Raw genomic sequence first — 19,545 nt, 5'->3', positions numbered from 1 at the left:
TCGTCCCGTTGCGCGCTGAAATATGGCGTTTCGTGTCGCCCCCGATAGTCCTGCGACGCGAAAACCGCGGCATTATATACTTGCGCGCCAAGCGAGTGTACTGAATCAGCAGACTTAAACGATGCCAATTAACAAATTTGAAGCCCAACCACAGAAACTGAACTATCGTTCCATACGATTTCTCACCAGCGCCCCTACTCTGGCACAGTGTCCTGAAGACATTGGCGCCGAGGTGGCCTTTGCCGGCCGCTCCAATGCGGGCAAGTCCAGCGCCATCAATGCCCTGACCAGCAACAACAAGCTGGCGCGCACCTCTAAAACCCCCGGGCGCACCCAGCTGATCAACTTTTTCAGCCTGTCAGAAGACCAGCGCCTAGTAGACTTACCGGGCTATGGCTACGCCAAGGTAGCCCGTGCTATGAAAGACGAGTGGCAGCGCCATCTGGCCGAGTACCTGGAGCAGCGCACCTGCCTGCGCGGCCTGGTGTTATTAATGGACATACGCCAGCCTCTCAAGGAGTTCGATCTGCATATGCTCACCTGGGCGGTAGAGGCCGGACTGCCCGTGCATATCCTGCTTACCAAGGCCGATAAAATGAAAAATGGCCCGGCCAACAACGCCCTATTCGCCGTGGAGAAATCCCTCAAGGAGCAGGGGTTGAGTCGCGGCGTAACCCTACAGACCTTTTCTTCACTGAAAAAAACCGGCCTCGACAAGCTGGAGCGCAAGCTAAACACCTGGCTGGCGCCCCAGACCGATGCTGAAGTGCCAACCGAGACTGAAAGCTAAAGCAAACTCTGGGGGAGACGGGATCCAGTTACGCCTTGGCACGCGTTTCTGCTCAGTGAACATCTAGGCCAAAGCCACCGGTCTGCAAGCCAAAGCGATGTTCAAGGAGGTCGGGGGCTCCGAGATCACCCTGTCAGTTCCCGCCCGGCGAAATGTTCTCTCCCCCGGGCAACAGCGAACGCAGTAGTAACTCGCGCAGACGACGTCGCGCTTGGGGGGTCGCACAGTGCAGCGCCTCTGCGCAAAGGGCACGCTGTGCTAACAGATTCACCAGGGTATCCTCGCAAATAGCAACGGTGAGCAGATGCGAGGATTTTTCGGCCTCTGCTGCCGCCTCCCCTTTAGTGCAACTGCAGGTTCGCCCCGCCATGGGATACGAGCTTTCCCCCGGCAAGTAAGGGTGCCGGCTCGTCGTCCCCATCCGTATAGAGTGCGCTGATGCAGTCAGCGGCAAGCCGCTGTTTATCGCGATCTCCCAGTTGGCGGGCGAGAACAGAACTGGCTCCAACAAGGAGGTAGTGGTGGTGTTTTTCATCTCCCTGCTTCCGGTAAGCCGCCATTAATTGAGCGGCACATTCACTAAAACGTGTTGCAGATATGGCATAGCTGGGCCACTCGCTTGTGAGCAGCATTCCCGCCACATCAAACGCGCAACCCAGATAGGGAATCGCCTCACTATGATTTCCCTCTTCGCACAGCATCCTGCCGCGCTCCATCCAATCCAACCACGCCTGTTCCGCACGATCGTTATTCTCAATCAGCCACTGGCGGTGATTAGCACATAGGTAACGTAAATTCACGGTAGCCCCCCTGTTAGGTTCAAATTAAAGATAATGAGAAACATTATCATTTGCAAGTGCATTTAACTGAAAGAGACAAATGAAAAGACTTTTGGGGAGGTATTGAGAACAAGGCATAAAAAAAGCCGGCAGATGGGGGCTGCCGGCTAGGGGTCAGTGCCCTTGGGGTGGGGCACTTGCCAGACGTACCCAGGGGGACGGGTACGTCTGAGGGTTCCTCTACATATGCAAACACCTTACATATTGAAAGGTTAGGCTGGCTCAGATTCGTTTCCCAGCCAGTAAACACCACGATCAGAGGTGCGCGAATACTATGCCCTTTAATCACTAATTTCCGGAAATAGGTTCCAAAGACACCAATAAATCAGCGGCTAATAAGAAAGGTCCAGAGAGGCGGAAAACAAATCCTCCTGCGCGCAGACAAAAAAAACCCCGGGTTTGGGGAATTCCGGGGTTAAAAAGCTGAACGCTTTGGGGTTAGGGAGCAACAATGATCTGTTTTATTCGATAGGACATTTGCCCGGTTTGTTCCCATTGCTTAAGTAAATAAATGTAAATGCGGCTCAGGGGCGGAAAAAATAACGCGTGATAGGGATGGAACGGATTTCAGAAGAGTATTTATGCGCCAACATTGAGTAAGACAGGTGTGAAGCTGAGAGTTACTTTGTCGATAAGACAAATTTGCTGAAAAAATTAAAGTGTAAGCTCACTCACCGGACCACAATCATGCAGGCGCCGAATCGCTTCCGCCATCAATGGGGCGCAGTCGAGCAGATGGAAACTCTGTGGCAAATTTAACTGGGGTAAGGAGTTGGTCACTGCCACCGCCTCCAGGGGTAGTTGTGACAAGTTTGAGAAAGCATCACCACTAAATTGGCCGTGGCTGGCCAGTGCCAGGATACGCTCCGCCCCGCCTCCATGGGCAGCTTCCACCGCCCGACAGAGCGTTGCCCCACTGGCGATAAGATCATCCACAACCAACACGACCGCCCCCTGCACTTCCCCCACCAAGGTGCCCCCGCTGATTTTTTCTCCACTGCGATACTTCTCGACGAAAGCGCAACCTACTGGGCGCCCCAGACGCTCACACAGGGCCTCGCGCAAGGCCTCCGCGCGCTTTATACCGCCCTCATCCGGCGATAAAACCGATAGTGGTCGCGGCTCCGCCAACAGCTGACTCAGCGCAAACTCCAGTAACAGCGATTCCGACAGCAAATGTAAGGTGCGGCAGCGAAAAGCATTCTCGAACGCAGCCAGGTTATGGGCATCAAGAGTCACGACCACCTGAGTCCCCACGGCCTCAAACAAACTGGCCAGATAGCGAGTCGGCAGTGGATCGTGTAATTTGGTGCGCCGGTCTTTGCGTCCGTAGCAAAGGTAGGGCATTACTGCGGTAATACGTGCCGCCCCGGCATCGCGCAGGGCGCCAATGAAGAACAAACAACGCAGCAGTTTTTCATCGACACTACTGCAATGGTCCCTGTATAGGGATTGCACCAGGAAGACATCCGCCCCCTCGACATCATCCAATGGGCGCACTTTATGCTCACCATCGGCAAAGCATCGCTCTTCGTGGCGAGCTAATGGTTCACCCAGGGCTGCAGCCACACGACCAGCAAAATCGGCGCCGGCATCCAGGCTAAATAGTTTCAGTCTACTCATAGTAAACTCGCACGAAACCAGCGCTCGGTCATGCGCACTACTTCATCCATGGCACCGGGTTCCTCAAATAAATGACCGGCGTGGGGTATCAAGTGCAAGCGGGGCTCATTGACCATATGATTTAGGGCCTCTTTATTCAATTCCAGCACCTGCTTGTCATCACCGCCTACCAACAACAGCGTGGGTGCCTTAACCAGGGGTAGATCGGAACCGGCCAGGTCCGGTCTGCCGCCCCGTGAAACCACCGCACCCACCAGGGACGGACGCTCGGCGGCGGCAATCAACGCTGCCGCAGCCCCAGTGCTGGCGCCGAATAGTCCGATGTGCAGAGTCCGTGTAGTTTCCCCATGTGCGGCCCAATCGATCACTTCCACCAGGCGCCGGGCACTCAGGTCGATATCAAATCGGTATTCGCTGGTAGCCTCATCTGCACGGGTTTCCTCTTTGCTGAGCAGATCAAATAAAAGTGTGGCAAATCCATCATCGTTCAGACGTCGCGCCACGGCGATATTGCGCGGACTGTTGCGGTTACTACCGCTGCCATGGGCAAAGATCACCAGCGCACGCGCTTCCTGGGGCAGCGTGAGAGAAGCCTGTAGAGTTTTGTGCTCGGCAGCCAACGCTATAGTTTTGTTCTGCATTGATGGCCCTCTCGGTAACCAGGGGACAGGGGCAGTTAATAATCCTAGCCGCCCAGACGTTGTGGCAAACGAATGAAATCTTTGTAGTGCTCAGACTAGACCAGATGAACGCCAGCGGGCCTACGGGAATTACTTGTGTCGCTTAATCCATGAAAAAGCGAGAGCTGTAGAAGGGTTTAATTTGAAGGCAAAAAAAATGCCCCGGACTTGGGGGAGTTCCGGGGCAAACATCTGACTTCCTTGGGGGATGATGACGCATTCCAACGATCTTGCCTTTTTAGAGGGGATGTCGCCGGAACAGTTCCACGATTTCGCGCAAAGAATGCAAAAACGCCGACTAAAACACACTTATTGGCACTTTTTTCATCAAAAAGACGCCTATTAAGCCATCTTGTACCGGCGTATCTCATTGAACTGGCTCTTTTACTTAATGGATGAACCAGTCGCTTAAATTGAGAAACTCAATGCGCTTCATCCCAGCTCTTGCCGCGTCCCAGATCCACAATCAGAGGCACATGCAATTGGGCAGCGCCCTGCATAATCTCCTGTACACCACTGGCCACTGTCTCAACCTCATCCTTAGGCACTTCGAGTACCAGTTCATCGTGTACCTGCATAATCAGTTTTGTCGACAACTGCTGCTCTTTCAGCCAGGCATCCACGGCTATCATGGCGCGCTTGATAATATCTGCGGCGGTGCCCTGCATTGGCGCGTTGATCGCAGTACGCTCGGCCGCCTGGCGTTGCATGCCGTTGCGCGAGTTGATCTCCGGCAGATACAAGCGGCGACCAAACAGGGTCTCTACGTAGCCCTTTTCCGCCGCCTGCTTGCGGGTATCCTCCATATAGCGCAACACACCGGGATAGCGTTCGAAATAGCGGTCGATATAAGTCTGCGCATCGGCGCGTGGGATATCCAATTGCTTGGCCAAGCCAAATGCTGACATACCGTAGATCAGGCCAAAGTTGATGGCTTTGGCACGGCGGCGCTGTTCATCACTGACTTCATCCAGCGCCACCTCAAAGACCTCTGCAGCAGTGGCGCGGTGAATGTCGGCTCCGTGGGCGAAGGCATCCACTAAACCCTTGTCCCCAGACAGGTGCGCCATGATGCGCAGCTCAATTTGTGAATAGTCCGCTGCAATAATTTCACTACCGCCATTAATGCGCGGGTCCGCAGTAAAGGCACGGCGGATACGACGCCCTTCCTCAGTGCGGATGGGAATGTTCTGTAAGTTGGGGTCACTGGAGGACAGTCGACCGGTGGCCGCCACCGCCTGGTGGTAAGAGGTATGCACCCGCCCGCTGCTGGGGTCGATCATTTTCGGCAGCTTGTCGGTATAGGTATTCTTCAATTTGGCCAGACCGCGATACTGCATGATCAGCGCTGGCAGCTCGTGATTGTGGGCCAGTTCCTGCAGTACCGCTTCGGCAGTGGATGGCGCCCCCTTGGGGGTTTTCTTGATCACCGGGATCTGCAATTTCTCAAACAGAATGACTCCCAGCTGTTTGGTGGAACCCAGGTTGAATTCCTCACCGGCCACCTCGTAAGCCTTTTGCTCCAACGCGCGCATCTTCTGCTCGAGTTCGGCACTCTGCTCGGCGAGCATTTTCGCATCGATATAGGCGCCGTTGCGCTCCATAAGTGCGAGCACCGGTAGCAATGGCATCTCGATTTCATCGAGTACCTTTTGCAGCGTCGGCTCCCTCTGCAGGCGTGCGCTCAACTCATTGTGCAGACGCAAAGTGATATCCGCATCTTCAGCAGCATAGGGACCGGCTTTATCCAGCTCGATCTGGTTGAAGGTAAGCTGTTTGGCGCCTTTACCGGCAATATCCTCAAAATGAACCGTGTGCTCGCCCAGGTATTTTAGTGCCAGGCTGTCCATATCGTGGCGGCTGCCGGTGCTGTCCAGTACATAGGATTCCAACATCGTATCCCGTGCGATACCACGCAGCTCAATGCCGTAGTTGGCCAGGATATGACTGTCGTATTTAAGATTTTGCCCCACCTTTTTCTGTTTTTCGTCTTCCAACAGAGGTTTCAGCTTGGCGAGAATCTCATCGAAGGGCAGTTGCTCAGGTGCGCCCATATAGTCGTGGGCCAGAGGCACATAAGCGGCTCGATAGGGCTCGACTGCGAAAGACACCCCCACTAGTTTTGCCTGCATATAGTTAAGGCTGGTGGTCTCGGTATCGAAAGCAAAGATCTCAGATGCCTTGAGCTGTTCAAGCCAGGCGTCGAATTCAGTCATCTCGGTAACGATGACATAATCCCGCTCAACCGCCTCAGCCATGGCCTCTTCAGACTCTTCACTGGTCAGCTCTTCCAGCCAGCCGCGAAATTCATTCTCAGTGAACAGCTCTATCAAGGCATCGGTATTGGGATCCGCATTATGCAGACCCTGTGGGTGATAAGGCATCTCTACATCGGTCTTGATGGTGGCCAGTTTGTAGGAGAGTTCTGCCGCCTCGCGGTGTTCGGCCATTTTCTTACCGAGGGTCTTGGCGCCGCGGAATCCCAGCGGTGCAATGGCGTCCAGGTCTGCGTAGATATTTTCGAGGCTGCCGAGATTTTGCAGCAACGCCAGCGCCGTCTTTTCCCCCACTCCGGGGACACCGGGAATATTGTCGGATTTATCCCCCATCAAGGCGAGGAAGTCGATAATCAACTCCGGCCCCACGCCGAACTTCTTCACAACCCCTTCGCTATCCATCTCCGTGTTGGACATGGTATTGACCAGAGTGACACCGGGGCGCACCAATTGCGCCATGTCTTTATCACCGGTGGAGATAATCACTTCCTGGCCCTTACGCTGGGCTTCCAGGGCCAGGGTGCCGATCACATCGTCCGCCTCGACCCCATCTACCACCAGGCGCGGTAGCCCCATGGCATCGATAATGTCGTGGATCGGCTGAATTTGCTCGCGCAGGTCGTCCGGCATGGGAGGGCGATGGGACTTGTATTCGGCAAACATCTCATCGCGGAAGGTTTTTCCCTTCGCATCAAACACCACTACCACTGGGCTTTGCGGATGCTCCTTCAAGTGGCGGCGCAGCATGCTGATCACACCACGCACGGCGCCGGTGGGTTTGCCCTGGCTGGTGGTCAACGGCGGAAGAGCGTGAAAGGCGCGGTACAGATAGGAGGAGCCATCCACCAGGATCAGCGGGGCGGCAGGGGTGCTTTGTTTACTCATAAATCTCGGGATTCTGTTATTTGTCCTGTCGGGCGCTCGCGGCGCTGGATTGGCCGATAGGATACCCCCCTTTGCACAGTTTTTCCGCTCGCTAGCGCCAGGCAGAACATTTACCGCCACCACAGCCCCTGCGGCAAAGCCAACTCATCTCGACGCTGGGTTACTAACAATCGACGCAGCAATCTCACCAAATGCTCAGGCTTGTCTAGTCTTGCCGGTAGCGACTTTCATTAATCGCCAACTCCCCGGAAACAAATGCCAATGGCCGCCCACAGGCGGCACGGGGCCTTTTATTTCCGCAAAAAAGTTACCCACAGATGTACAGGAAGGATTCTTATTATGAGAGGAGTGATGTACGCCGCACTGCTATTTACCGCCTCATTTCTAGCAACGCCAGTAGCCGCGGTATCTGCCTGCCAAACGGAAAAGTCCCAGCAAACGGTCTCCGCTACAGCAGATTATCCACAGATACCAAGTCACGAGCTGATGCTGGAAGAAGCCACCAGGGAACAGAGTGAAGCGTTATTTCAACGCCAGATGCGTCAACTGGAAAAGATGCAGCGCAAGGCCGAGCGAGATTCAGCGCGCGCAGAAAAACTTCTGCAGTTCAAAAATAAATCCGGTAATGCCGGTTAAGCGGCTCTAATAAGGTATGGTTACAAGGTATGGCCCGCGTCTCTACTGTCGGGCCATCTTTTTTTCCCAAGTCGACATCACATTACCTGGGGCCCAGTTTACTCCTCTGCTTCATCTACACCGCTGTCAGGTATCTCACTAAGACAGCTGCGCGCCTGTGCCAACAGTGACTCGATCAAGTCGCGATAGCTGGCATCGGGCCCCAGCTGTTCGCCGAGGGGGTCCAGAGCGACATATTCCAACCCCAAATGCTCTGCCACTTGCCGGTCCCGAGTATTTTCTGGGACTTCTCCAAACAGGCAACCTCGCCCCATCCCACTGAGGCCTAACATGGCGCGTGCACCGCGACCACCACCGCTGCCATTGCTTAGAGCACGGGTATTCACCCCAGCGGAGCCAAAGAAATGTCCATAAGCATCATGGGTCACCACTATGGGTACATCGCGGTAGGCCCACAGGGCCCGGTCCAGCACTTTCTGAAGGCTGGCCATAGATTGGGAAAAGTCGCGGGCGCGACTGCGATACAGCTCAGCCTGTTGCGGCTGCAATTGTGCCAGGCGCTCAGCGATCAGGGCCCCAGCCAATGCCGCATTGCGCGGACGCAGCCACAGGTGGGGATCGGCTGCATTGGCCCCCTGGTACTCAAATTCAGTTGCGCCCAATAACTGCAATTGCCTTTCTTCGGGTAGCGAATTCACCTGCCCGGCCAGCAGCCCCTCCATCTGCGGCCCCAACCAAATCATTAATAAGGCGCGCTCCAGACGTGCCCGCTCCGCAACACTGGGGGCGTAATGGTGGGGGTCGGCCCCCTGGATTAATATTTTCACCGGCAGGTTATCACCGGCAATTTCCCGTGCGATCAGTGCCAGCGGGCGCACGCTCACCACCAGCTCTGTGCGCTCAATGGGCTGCGATTTACCACAGGCCAGCAGGCTGAGGCAGAACAACATCAGGGCGGAAAAGTAGAAAACACGCGAAGAGGGAGACATGAGAGACATTTGGCGACGCAAAACTGAGATATAATCACAACCGGCTTCGTGCCGCCAGCCCGACTGGTGACAGACTCTCCTTTTGAGTCCTCGCTTGGAGGCCACAAACATACGGTTTTTCACGCCCGTCCCGGAGATTTTGTCCTGAACCCTTCCCCGCCGCTAATTACCGCCGACCGTGTCGCGCTACAACTCGCCGGCCGGCAATTACTCCGGGATATCTCCGTGGAGTTGATTCAGGGGGAAATTGTCACCCTGATCGGCCCCAATGGCGCCGGCAAGACCAGCCTGCTGCGACTATTACTGGGGCTGACCAAGCCTACAAGTGGCACCGTCTGGCGCCAACCGGGCTTGCGAATCGGTTATATGCCCCAGCGCTTACACATAGACAACTCGATGCCCATGTCCGTGCAGCGCTTCCTACAAATGGGCCAGCCGGGAATAAAGACTACTCAAGCACAGGCTGCACTGGATAGGGTGGGTGCCGGGCAGCTGTTACAAGCCAGCCTGGCAAACCTCTCTGGCGGGGAGATGCAGAGAGTACTACTCGCTCGCGCCGCCTCCCGCAAACCGCAATTACTGGTACTGGATGAGCCCACCCAGGGCGTCGATGTTGGTGGGCAGAGTGAGCTGTATCAATTGATAGCCACCCTTCGCGATGAGCTGGGCTGCGGAGTGCTGCTGGTGTCGCACGATTTACATCTGGTGATGGCCGCCACCGACAGGGTGCTGTGTCTCAATCAACACATCTGCTGTCACGGACACCCGGAACAGGTGAGCAAAGATCCCGCCTACCTGGCGCTCTTTGGCGATACCGTGGCTCCCTATACCCACCAGCATAACCATCAGCACAAACTGAGTGGCGATATTGCCGGAGAGTGCAACCACTCTGGTACAAAGTCGAACGGCAAAAATAGAGAGCAACAATAAGTGGTCGAATTTGGAGAATTACTGCACAGCCAATTTCTCTGGTACGCCCTGGGTGCCGGTCTGCTAGTCGCATTAGTTAGCGGCCCACTGGGCTGTTTTGCCGTCTGGCGGCGCATGGCTTACTTCGGTGACACGCTGGCTCACTCAGCCTTGCTCGGTGTCACCCTCGGCTTTGTACTACACATCATGCCCACCCTCGCCGTTGGCGCAACCTGCTGTTTGCTGGCAATTCTACTGGTGTACCTGCAGCGCAGACAGAAGTTAGCCGTGGATACTCTATTGGGGATTCTCTCCCACTCGATGCTCGCTCTCGGAATCGTGACTGTCAGCCTGTTCGAAATTAAGGTGGACCTACTCTCCCTGTTACTCGGCGACTTACTCGCCGTAGGCAGCCAAGATCTGGTGCTGATGTCTGTTACTGCCGTGGGCATCCTCACTCTGCTTTATTGGCTATGGGAAAAATTATTAGCCTTCACTCTGCACGAGGAGCTGGCCTCGGTGGAAGGTGTACCGGTAGAGAGAATACGCATGGCGCTAATGCTGATGCTAGCCCTGCTAATTGCCATTGCCATGAAAGTGGTTGGTGTGTTGCTGATCACCGCCTTGCTGATTATTCCCGCTGCTGCAGCACGCAGGCTCTCCCGCACTCCAGAGCAAATGGCGCTGCTGGCATCCCTGATCGGCTGCCTCGCCGTAGTGCTCGGCTTGCTCGCCTCTATTTTATGGGACACGCCAGCCGGGCCCTCTATTGTCCTGGCAGCGACTGTGTTTTTTCTTTGTAGCCAACTTCGTCCACTTCAAAATTACTAGCGTTCCTTCTAACAGTCTTTAAGCTCTGCCACAGCTTCTAATACACTGCCTTTAGTAGCTTTGGCGTTTATTTCATCCAAAAAAAGCGACCCACTTCACCCATTTATCCACAGGGTCTTTGCCCAGCTCTGAGCTAATTGTTTCAGTTTTCCGCCATTGCTAGTGTTGCTCGACGACCAGCCAATTTGGGCCAGTCATGGACTATGACAATAAAAAAGTTGAGCAATAAACATGGAAAAATTCACTCTCCGTCGCAATGTGTTGGCCTCTGCCATTTTGGCCGCGGCCGCTTCAATAACTCCACAGGCTCTCTTCGCCGCCGAGGAAGGTGCTATTGAAGAGGTCACCGTTGTCGGCTCCCGAATCAGCCGCAACTCTGAATTTGAAAATGCTACCCCGATCCAGGTAATGGACCGCGAAAGCATCGAGAAATCCGGTTATACCAACCTACAGCAACTGTTTGAGAAAAACCCCGCCGCCGGTAACGGCACTTTCTCCACCCGCGGCAACAACCAGGATTCCACCGCCAACGGTGCTGCTGCGGTGAGTTTGCGTGGTATGGGGGCTGATGCCACGCTCGTACTGGTTAATGGTAAGCGTGTTGCTATCAGCTCTTTCGCTGAAAGTATCAGCACGAACTTCGTCGATATCAACAGCATTCCCCTGGCAGCGGTTGAAAGAGTGGAAATTCTGAAAGACGGTGCTTCGGCTATCTATGGCTCCGATGCAGTAGCAGGGGTTGTTAACTTGGTATTGCGTAAGGACTTTGAGGGCACAGAAGTCTCAATGGATTACGGCAGTGCGGAAGATTACTCCCAACGGTCCTTTTCAGCTGTTTGGGGCATCAATGGGGAAAGCTCCAACTTCACTGTAATTTTGGATCACAGTGCAAACACCCGTCTTACCAGCTCTGAGCGTGGTTTAGACAACCCTAATTTAAAAAGTCGCGGAGGCGCAGACAACCGATCATCCCGTGGCTACCCAGGTAGCTTTACCTTAAGTGATGGAACCACTGTTGCCGATCCAAACTGCCCGCAGGATCGCGTTTCCGAAGGTGTCTGCGTATACAACTATGGCCCCTGGAACCTGCTCACTCCAGAATCGGAGCGTACCGGTCTATTGATGCTTGGCCATTCCCAGTTGACTGAGAGCGTTGAATTCTTTAGCGAAATTGCTGTGCAGCACAACACTTCCGTAGCCCAGGGTGCGCCAACACCTTTGGACGACAAGGCTAATCTCTATGTACTTGCAGACCACCCCAACAATCCCTTCGGTGAAGATGTAAAAATCTACCGCTACCGCACTGTAGATGCCGGCGCACGGCAATGGGATATTGAGACCGATAACCTACGTGGTGTCTTCGGTCTGCGCGGCAGTATTGCTGAGTGGGATTGGGAGGCCTCAGTTCAGCGCTCTCGCAGCGAATCGACCCAAACAGGTGACCGCTCCCAAGGCTGGGTTCGCACTGACTTACTCCAGCAGGAAATCAATGCAGGGCGATACAATCCTTTTGGTGGAGTTCAGAATCCCGATTCAGTAATTGATGCGATAACCACCAATCTGGTTCGACAAGGCAAGTCTGATTTCACTGGTTACGACTTTTCAATCAGTGGTGATTTATTTCAAACCCAGAACGGCACCATTGCCATGGCTACTGGGCTTGAATACCGCGAGGAAAAGATATCCGATATCCCCGATGACCAATTCCAGCGTGGTTTAATTTTTGGTACTGAATCTGTTTTTGCCAAAGCTAGTCGTGATATCACCTCTGCCTTTATCGAGTTTGCAATTCCCCTGCCCGCCAACTTCGAACTGAGCTTGGCTGGACGCTACGACGACTACAGTGATTTCGGCGATACCACAAACCCTATGGCCAGTTTGCTGTGGAACGCAAATGAAATGCTTTCTCTACGCGCCTCTTGGGGTACAGGGTTCCGCGCCCCATCCTTAGCTCAAGTAGGATTGGGACCATCACAAAAATCATTATTTATTGAAGATAGTTACGGTTGTGCAGTGAATGATGCCTTCTGTGCAAGGACCGACTATACCGTTGTTTTCACGGGCAATACCGACTTGGAGCCAGAAGAATCCGAATCATTCAATATCGGCGCAGTTCTTGAACCAATGGATGGTCTGAAATTATCTTTAGACTACTGGAATATCATTCAGGAAAATAAGATTGAGGCAGAACCAGCTCAATATCTTTATGACAAATACTGTGGTAGTCAGGACAGTGTCATCTGTGTCCGTGCAGATCCTCTGAAACCAGGCGATACTTTAGGCCCAATTCAGGATATCTACGGTAGCTATCTGAATATTGGGGAGCAAGATGTCTCTGGCATTGATTTTACCGCTGTGTATAGTGGATTAGCCCTGGCTGGTGGGGAACTTGGCCTGCGTTTAGATTATTCCTATCTTGCTGAATTTGAACGTGTTGGCCTGGGTTCTACAGAGGACCCAATTACAGAGGACTTAGCTGGAGAGTATGAATACCCACAACATCGATGGATGGCAACTGCTGACTGGGCTCTCAATAACTTTGGCCTAACCGCAGGAGTTAATTACATCGGTGAGTTTGAGGATATCCCTGACGTTGGCGCCTCCCGTACGGATCGTACCGTAGATTCCTTCATGACAATAAATTTCCAAGCCAGATATACCGGATTTAATAATATGGTGGTCAGCCTAGGGGCAGAAAACCTCTTTGATGAAGAACCACCCTTCGCAATTGGTGATGGAGAAGATGATCTTTATGGCTATGTACAATCTCAGCATGACCCACGCGGACGCTTTATCTACGGAAAAATGACTTATAGCTTCTAATCAAAGGGCTTTCACAAACAAAAAGGGAAGCCATCGGCTTCCCTTTTTATCTTATAGATTTTCCGAAATTATTTAATAGACTTATTCTTCTTCGATCGATCTCCAACTGGCTCATAACCCGCCTTATGGAATTCATAGATAGTCAGCCCTACCCCTATTAATAGACAGATAGATACGCCAATTCCTATTATCAAAATTAATGTATCAGACATAGCTTTTATCTTCTTGCCAGAAGGGCTGATACTTTAAAGTAGATGCCAAAACTTAAAATACTGGGCACCCATAAGGCAGTAAAAATACCCTGTTCCTTATAGCCGTTAAACCATAAGTACCCAGACAAAAAAAATGAGATCAGAACAGCTAATAAAATAAAGAAATCAGATGCCTTCAACATTGATTTAACCGCCAAATTTAATCATAGTGCCAAAACCCTACCGCAGCTAATAAAAATCCTGATATTGTAATCATCGCGGGAATACCTATCCCTTGGACCCCAAAATATTGAATCATTGATGGAACAATATTTAGCACACCTGCCAATCCCCAAAGAAAAAATGGCATAGCAATTAAAAGACCAAACCAACCAAGAAAAAGCCGCGCTTTCCTCAGCCGATGAAACATACAAATTAATCTCTTCAAAAGACCTGTGTTCAGGTTCGACAGTAAAATTTATAAAATTGCTAAAAGCATAGCTCACCAACTTGAGGCCAATGTCTAAATCAGTGCCTTTGTGAAGTCGCATGCTCTTCATTACTTTGCCAGATTCTCAGTAGATTACCCCCGAGGATCTTTTTGATGTCTTCTTCACTATAACCTCGTTCAAGTAAACCAAAGACAAGGTTTGGATATTCTGAAACATCTTTCAGCCCAACAGGTAAACTGTCACCAACACCATCAAAATCTGAGCCTATTCCAATATGGTCAACACCAACTAAATCGCGAATATGATCAAAGTGATCAAGTACATCACTTAAATCGGCATAGACAAACATATCCTGATGTAACGTTTCCGTATATTTTTCAACTTCCGGACTATGTATATCTAAGTTATTTTCTTTAATATATTTTTCAGTCAGCCGACTAATTGAGTTATAGGAATCTCTAGATTTAGCACTAATAAATGTTGAGCCAAAATTGACCATAATCAACCCTCCCTGCTTTGCAAGCGCAGTTATCATTGCATCGCTCATATTGCGCTCAAAACCTGGGGTGAAATGTCTCGCTGAGGAATGTGAGGCGATTACAGGAACTGATGAAATTTCCATTACCTGCCAAAAGGCCTCATCAGAAATATGGGACACATCAATCATAATACCTAGTGCATTCATCCCTCTCACTAGATCCTTACCAAACTCACTCAATCCTTTCCACGGCCTTGACTCATCATAGGAAGAATCCGAGATATGATTACTCTTAGAGTGGGTTAGGGTAATATAGCGAACCCCGCGGTTATAAAAATGCCTTAAATTATCTAAGCTTTCGTCAACACCTGCACCATTTTCCATGCCCAGAGGCAGTGAAATTTTACCCTGCTCAACTTGAGCTTTTAATTCTTTTAAAGATTTAGGAATCGCAAATTTTTCGGGATGCATTTCTACCAATGTCTCGACATTAGTAATCAGCTGGTCTGCATAATCCTTAGCAGTTCCATCAATTTCCTTTTCAGCAGGTATGTAGATCGACATAAAAGGAGCGTTTAAACCACCTTTAATGGCCCTATGATAATCAAAGTCTCCCCCTTCTACGCTGGAACCAACATCAACATTTTCTTTCGACAACCTATATGGAACATCTATATGACCATCCACTAACATATTTTCCAGTACAAGTTTGTTCGCAAGTGCATGGTGATTTTCAACATTCCACTCATCGCAAGCCGACAAGAATATCAAAATAAAAACCAAGCATTTTTTCATAAGAATCTCCCAATCAAATGGTAAACGTGAATAAGATCTGCGGTAAAAACTTGAACATTATCAGTACGCTTCAACGAATATCTTGGATAGATTATTATCACTTTTCAGTTTTAAGCAGGAAGAGGATAAGGGAGTAATAACATATGAAATACATTGACCGCCCAGTGAGCCATCACACAAAGCCAAAAATTTCTACGTAAATACCAGAGAATTGCATAACAAAAAGAGGCTAAACCGAGTAGAATAACTGCTGAAGTATCTGCAGACCACCCAACATGAAGCATGGTAAAAATAACTGTGACTATTGGAACAGAAAGCCATCGCCACTCAGCAAGGGTTTCTTCTAATCCTCTTTGTAACACCCAGCGAAAAAAGCCTTCCTCACTAATACATACGACTAAAAGATTGATAACTGCTGCTATTAATATTGTATTAGATATTTTTACCGAAGGACCATACAAAACCAACCCAATAGCGATTGGAATAGCAATAGTAATTATTAAAAAAAATAAATCGATAGGTCGTACGGTTTGTTTTTGACGAAGCATAAAAGCGAGTAAGCCAATAGCAACTAATGCTTTACCACTATTGAAACTCGCATATATCAAATTCCCTGCACTATCTGAGTAGGGAGTTAAAATTTGAATTCGCTCACTACCAGGAATGATATTAAAGCCGGCCAACAGCATAAGGGCAATACAAACAAAATATAAAGCCGCACGCCTCCACCCTCGACATATTTCAAGTGAGGTTAAAGCGATCCAGGTAAGAGGTGCAAGAAAGCCAGCCCAGCCAAAAGGAATAATACATAAGGATAATATAAGTGGTGCACCCCAAGGGACTTTAGAAACATCCGTTGAGTGAACCTTGTCAAGGCTTTTCAACTGCACTTTACTTCCTTACATCTAAGTATACACAGGTCAAAGAGTAATTTATGAGAATACACCAATATGTAAATTAACCATTAAAAGTGGCACGAATTGAACGATAGGTTAATTTCATTTTTGCCGGATCTAGTGGAGCTCTAAAGAAAGCATGGTAATGTCCAAGGGGATTTATTAATACAACTTGAGAACCATGATCCATCGTATAATCATTATTTTCCAGAATAACTTTATTAAAAGGAACATTAAGTTGACTAGCAAAACGCTTTATTTCTATGAAATTACCAGTAACACCGCGAAAATCATTATTAAAATATCGAACATAATCATGTAAAATCAGTGGTTTATCTCTGGCAGGATCAACCGAAACTAAAATAACATCGGTATCTGCACGAATATCTTCATCAAGGAGTTTATAGAAACTATTGAGACTCGACAGAGTTGTAGGGCAAACATCGGGACAATGGGTAAATCCAAAGAATATGAAAGTCCATTGGCCTTTCATATTCTTTGTTTCAAATGCACTGCCTGTATCAGTGATTAACTGAAAATTATCTAAAATTCTTGCTCGCTGTAATTTCACGGCACCATTTATGCGAAGCTCAGAATCACTTAATATCCTTGGCTGACTTAACTTATGAACAAAGCCAACCAAAACTGCCACAATAAACATCAGTAAAACGGTAATCGTTATTCGAACACCACGCTTTTGGCGTTGTATGAATTTAGGCTCAGCCATCTTATGAACATTAGTCATTTTTTACACCGATATTAAATAGTGGTCCAACAACATAATGCAAAATAAAGCCATCAGATAAATAATAGAATACTTAAAGGTTTCGATTCCCGCATTGGGGTCTCGACCCCGTAGCATTACCAAACTCCAATATATAAACCCAAGACCTAGCACCACCGCCCCAAGAAGATACAACCAACCTAACATTGCAGTCGCAAAAGGAAGTAAGCTAACTGCAAATAAAATAAATGTATAAAGTAAAATATGCAGATTTGTGTATGGAACACCGTGAGTAACTGGAAGCATCGGAACTTTTGCTCTGGCGTAATCCTCTTTCCTATGCACTGCTAGTGCCCAAAAGTGCGGAGGTGTCCAGGCAAATATGATCAGTACCAGTAACAGGGCATGTGGATGAATTTCATTAGTTACCGCTGTCCAGCCGAGTAGTGGCGGTGCTGCACCAGCGAGTCCGCCAATGACAATATTCTGAGGTGTGGCATGCTTTAAAAACATAGTGTAAATAACAGCGTAACCAATCAGAGATATCAGTGTTAACCAAGCAGTTAAGACATTCACAAATACCATTAACACTGCCATACCAAGAATACCCAGAAACAGAGAAAATAGTATGGCCTTGCGTGGCTCAACCCTTCCTCTTGCAACTGGGCGATTGCTAGTACGCGCCATTTTTGTATCAATGTAACGATCAACCAGATGATTAATCGCTGCAGCGCTACCAGCGCAAAGGGCAATACCTAAATTACCCAATATTAAAATTTCTAACGGAACCATTCCTGGAACAGCTAACAACATACCAATCAGAGATGTAAGAATCATCAGCATGACTACTCTGGGTTTAGTCAGTTCATAATAATCACGCCAGTTAGTGAAGCTCAATTTAGCAGTTTGTATAGCCATAATATTCTTCTTTTCTAATTCTTCCTTGATAAGACATAGATCATTACAACTCAGCAGCCAATTCTGAATCTTTTATAATTCTATTTTTTTTAGAATTATTTTCTCGTACTTCAATAGAGCCAGCTGAGTAAATACGATAACAGAAAGTTAAAATACCTAATAATAGAAATGCGGCACCGGCATTATGAGCAACAGCAATTGATAGTGGTAAAAACATGATTACATTTGCGACACCCAAACTTACCTGCATCCCTATCAAAGCAATCAATATAAGGGCCCAACGATACTCACCAGCTTTCCAGGAAAAAAATGAAAGGCTAAGGACTAGTCCGGTCACGATTAAAGCGCCGATACGATGAATAAAGTGAATAGCCGTACGTGCATCACTTTCCAAAGCACCACCTAAATAATTTGGCCCAATTTGTTGGAGGATATTAAACCCTTCCTTAAAATCAGCTTTAGGAAGCCACTCTCCATGACACGAGGGGAAGTCTGGACAGGCAAGTGCAGCATAATTTGAACTCGTCCAGCCTCCCAAGGCTATCTGAACAACTACTGCTATAGCAGTCAAAACGGCAAGTGGTAATAAATTATGAAGTTTACGGTAATTTTTAAATTGACCTGATAATTTGTCATATCTCATTCTTTCTACGAGTAACCACAGCATAGATAATGTTGCCATTCCTCCTAGTAAGTGCGCAGTGACAACCTGAGGCCATAACTTCAAGGTGACAGTCCACATACCGAAAGCCGCTTGCAAAGTAATCAGGGCCATCAAAAAATGTATCTGTTTAAAAGTGCGTTGTTTAGGATTACGCCAGGATATGTAAACAAGTGAAGCGACTAATAAAAGCAGGATGCCTGCAAAGTATCTATGCACCATTTCAGGCCAAGTTTTGCTAGTATCTACAGGTGTATCTGGAAATGCATAGTTAGCCGCTTGAATTTCATGATTTTTATCTGGCCAAGTAAGATGGCCGTAACAACCAGGCCAATCGGGGCAGCCCAACCCAGCATCAACAAGCCTAGTAAATGCTCCTAAAGTAACAACAATTATGGCTAAGACACATCCAGCCAATGTTAACTTCAAACGCCAACCAAATTGCTCTTTTATAGGTTGCTTTATTTTCTTTTTTTCTGACGATTCCATGTCACTCTCCATTATTTTTCATAGGAGTACTTCAACAGGCGTTTGATATCTTTCAATAGTTGATTACCACTATGTTGGTTGTCATAGATCATCATTGCGAACCCTTCCTGATCTATTAATATTGCTTTAACATCATCAATTTTTTTATGGTCGGTCAGTTCATGTAGCGTATTTACGCTATTGTCATTCAATCTGAAAATCTTTAGACGAGGATGTTCTAACTGTAGTTTTTCTTTTTTTTCTTCAGTCATGGAATGATGAGTTGCAAGAAGCCTCTCAACTCGGCTGGCTTTCTCACCCAATCGGATATGCACTTGGCGACTGGTATATAATAGTTTTTCACAGTCCTCACCACAGTCTGAAGGACTTATAATGAGATATCTCCACTTTTGGTGTTCCCCCCCAATTAACTGTGTCTCCTCTTCAAGTGAAGATATTTTTAAATCATTAAAATTAATCGGTGGTTGAAGTAACTCACCTTGATTAGTTGTTCCATCAGGTATTCCCACTCCCGTATAAAACACTATATAAGCTGCAACAATCGGTAGAAATACCGATGCTGCAATAGAAAATATCTGTATTTTTTTTGAAGAAGAATTTGTTTTTATTTCTCCATTTTCTTGCAGAGTGGAGGACCCTTCTCTTCCTTCCATTATCATA

The 19,545-nt window shown here is 48.9% G+C and carries 18 protein-coding genes; 5 read left to right on the top strand and 13 right to left on the bottom strand.

Annotated features, from left to right (window positions below):
• Positions 1-121 precede the first annotated feature (121 nt).
• Positions 122-790, top strand: a complete 669-nt coding sequence (gene yihA / locus ACJJJA_RS01405) for a ribosome biogenesis GTP-binding protein YihA/YsxC (protein ID WP_252084022.1) — start codon at positions 122-124, stop codon at positions 788-790.
• A gap of 133 nt (positions 791-923) precedes the next feature.
• On the opposite strand, the gene ACJJJA_RS01400 is transcribed toward yihA, so the two are convergent.
• The 5 genes from ACJJJA_RS01400 to polA form a co-directional block, all read right to left on the bottom strand.
• The gene (locus tag ACJJJA_RS01400) at positions 924-1,160 is read right to left on the bottom strand and encodes a hypothetical protein (protein ID WP_444903540.1); all 237 of its coding nucleotides are present in this window, start codon (positions 1,158-1,160) and stop codon (positions 924-926) included.
• The gene (locus tag ACJJJA_RS01395; protein ID WP_444899393.1) at positions 1,132-1,590 is read right to left on the bottom strand and encodes a hypothetical protein; all 459 of its coding nucleotides are present in this window, start codon (positions 1,588-1,590) and stop codon (positions 1,132-1,134) included. The genes ACJJJA_RS01400 and ACJJJA_RS01395 overlap by 29 nt, the downstream gene beginning before the upstream one ends.
• Positions 1,591-2,283: 693 nt before the next feature.
• Positions 2,284-3,252, bottom strand: coding sequence for a ribose-phosphate diphosphokinase (locus ACJJJA_RS01390; RefSeq protein ID WP_444903539.1), 969 nt, complete (start codon positions 3,250-3,252; stop codon positions 2,284-2,286).
• On the bottom strand, positions 3,249-3,893 hold the full coding sequence (locus ACJJJA_RS01385) for a dienelactone hydrolase family protein (protein ID WP_444883305.1): 645 nt from the start codon (positions 3,891-3,893) through the stop codon (positions 3,249-3,251). The genes ACJJJA_RS01390 and ACJJJA_RS01385 overlap by 4 nt, the downstream gene beginning before the upstream one ends.
• 461 nt (positions 3,894-4,354) lie before the next feature.
• The gene (gene polA / locus ACJJJA_RS01380) at positions 4,355-7,093 is read right to left on the bottom strand and encodes a DNA polymerase I (RefSeq protein ID WP_444903538.1); all 2,739 of its coding nucleotides are present in this window, start codon (positions 7,091-7,093) and stop codon (positions 4,355-4,357) included.
• A gap of 339 nt (positions 7,094-7,432) precedes the next feature.
• Here polA and ACJJJA_RS01375 point away from each other — a divergent pair, with 339 nt between their 5' ends.
• Entirely contained in the window at positions 7,433-7,729 is a 297-nt protein-coding gene (locus tag ACJJJA_RS01375) for a hypothetical protein (protein WP_444891684.1), read from the top strand.
• Between the two features lie 98 nt (positions 7,730-7,827).
• Here ACJJJA_RS01375 and ACJJJA_RS01370 read toward each other — a convergent pair whose 3' ends face one another.
• Positions 7,828-8,727: a metal ABC transporter substrate-binding protein gene (locus ACJJJA_RS01370; protein ID WP_444903537.1), complete on the bottom strand. Its 900-nt coding sequence runs from the start codon at positions 8,725-8,727 to the stop codon at positions 7,828-7,830.
• 135 nt (positions 8,728-8,862) lie between these two features.
• Between ACJJJA_RS01370 and znuC the strand changes: the two genes are divergently transcribed.
• The 3 genes from znuC (at position 8,863) to ACJJJA_RS01355 (ending at position 13,281) form a co-directional block, all read left to right on the top strand.
• A complete protein-coding gene (gene znuC / locus ACJJJA_RS01365) occupies positions 8,863-9,648 on the top strand; it encodes a zinc ABC transporter ATP-binding protein ZnuC (RefSeq protein ID WP_444905274.1) in 786 nt (261 codons plus the stop codon).
• A complete protein-coding gene (gene znuB, locus ACJJJA_RS01360; protein WP_444903536.1) occupies positions 9,649-10,458 on the top strand; it encodes a zinc ABC transporter permease subunit ZnuB in 810 nt (269 codons plus the stop codon).
• A 231-nt stretch (positions 10,459-10,689) separates the two neighbouring features.
• Complete coding sequence (locus ACJJJA_RS01355) at positions 10,690-13,281, top strand: TonB-dependent receptor (RefSeq protein WP_444903535.1); 2,592 nt, start codon at positions 10,690-10,692, stop codon at positions 13,279-13,281.
• Between the two features lie 411 nt (positions 13,282-13,692).
• Here the strand turns inward: ACJJJA_RS01355 and ACJJJA_RS01350 are convergent, their stop codons facing one another.
• The 7 genes from ACJJJA_RS01350 to ACJJJA_RS01320 form a co-directional block, all read right to left on the bottom strand.
• Positions 13,693-13,902, bottom strand: a complete 210-nt coding sequence (locus tag ACJJJA_RS01350; RefSeq protein WP_444903534.1) for a hypothetical protein — start codon at positions 13,900-13,902, stop codon at positions 13,693-13,695.
• A gap of 98 nt (positions 13,903-14,000) precedes the next feature.
• Entirely contained in the window at positions 14,001-15,197 is a 1,197-nt protein-coding gene (locus ACJJJA_RS01345; RefSeq protein WP_444903533.1) for a dipeptidase, read from the bottom strand.
• A gap of 110 nt (positions 15,198-15,307) precedes the next feature.
• Positions 15,308-16,087, bottom strand: coding sequence for a CPBP family intramembrane glutamic endopeptidase (locus ACJJJA_RS01340; protein WP_444903532.1), 780 nt, complete (start codon positions 16,085-16,087; stop codon positions 15,308-15,310).
• Between the two features lie 67 nt (positions 16,088-16,154).
• Positions 16,155-16,838, bottom strand: coding sequence for an SCO family protein (locus ACJJJA_RS01335; protein WP_444903531.1), 684 nt, complete (start codon positions 16,836-16,838; stop codon positions 16,155-16,157).
• Positions 16,839-16,841: 3 nt separating this feature from the next.
• Positions 16,842-17,735: a heme o synthase gene (gene cyoE, locus ACJJJA_RS01330; protein ID WP_444899403.1), complete on the bottom strand. Its 894-nt coding sequence runs from the start codon at positions 17,733-17,735 to the stop codon at positions 16,842-16,844.
• A 43-nt stretch (positions 17,736-17,778) separates the two neighbouring features.
• Positions 17,779-18,885 (bottom strand): COX15/CtaA family protein, encoded by a 1,107-nt coding sequence (locus tag ACJJJA_RS01325; protein WP_444903530.1) that lies wholly within the window; start codon positions 18,883-18,885, stop codon positions 17,779-17,781.
• A gap of 11 nt (positions 18,886-18,896) precedes the next feature.
• On the bottom strand, positions 18,897-19,538 hold the full coding sequence (locus ACJJJA_RS01320) for a redox-active disulfide-containing membrane protein (RefSeq protein WP_444903529.1): 642 nt from the start codon (positions 19,536-19,538) through the stop codon (positions 18,897-18,899).
• Between the last annotated feature and the right edge of the window lie 7 nt (positions 19,539-19,545).

This window comes from Microbulbifer mixtoriginis (SeqCode) (assembly GCF_052466865.1).
This window is presented reverse-complemented; position numbering and strand designations above follow the sequence as displayed.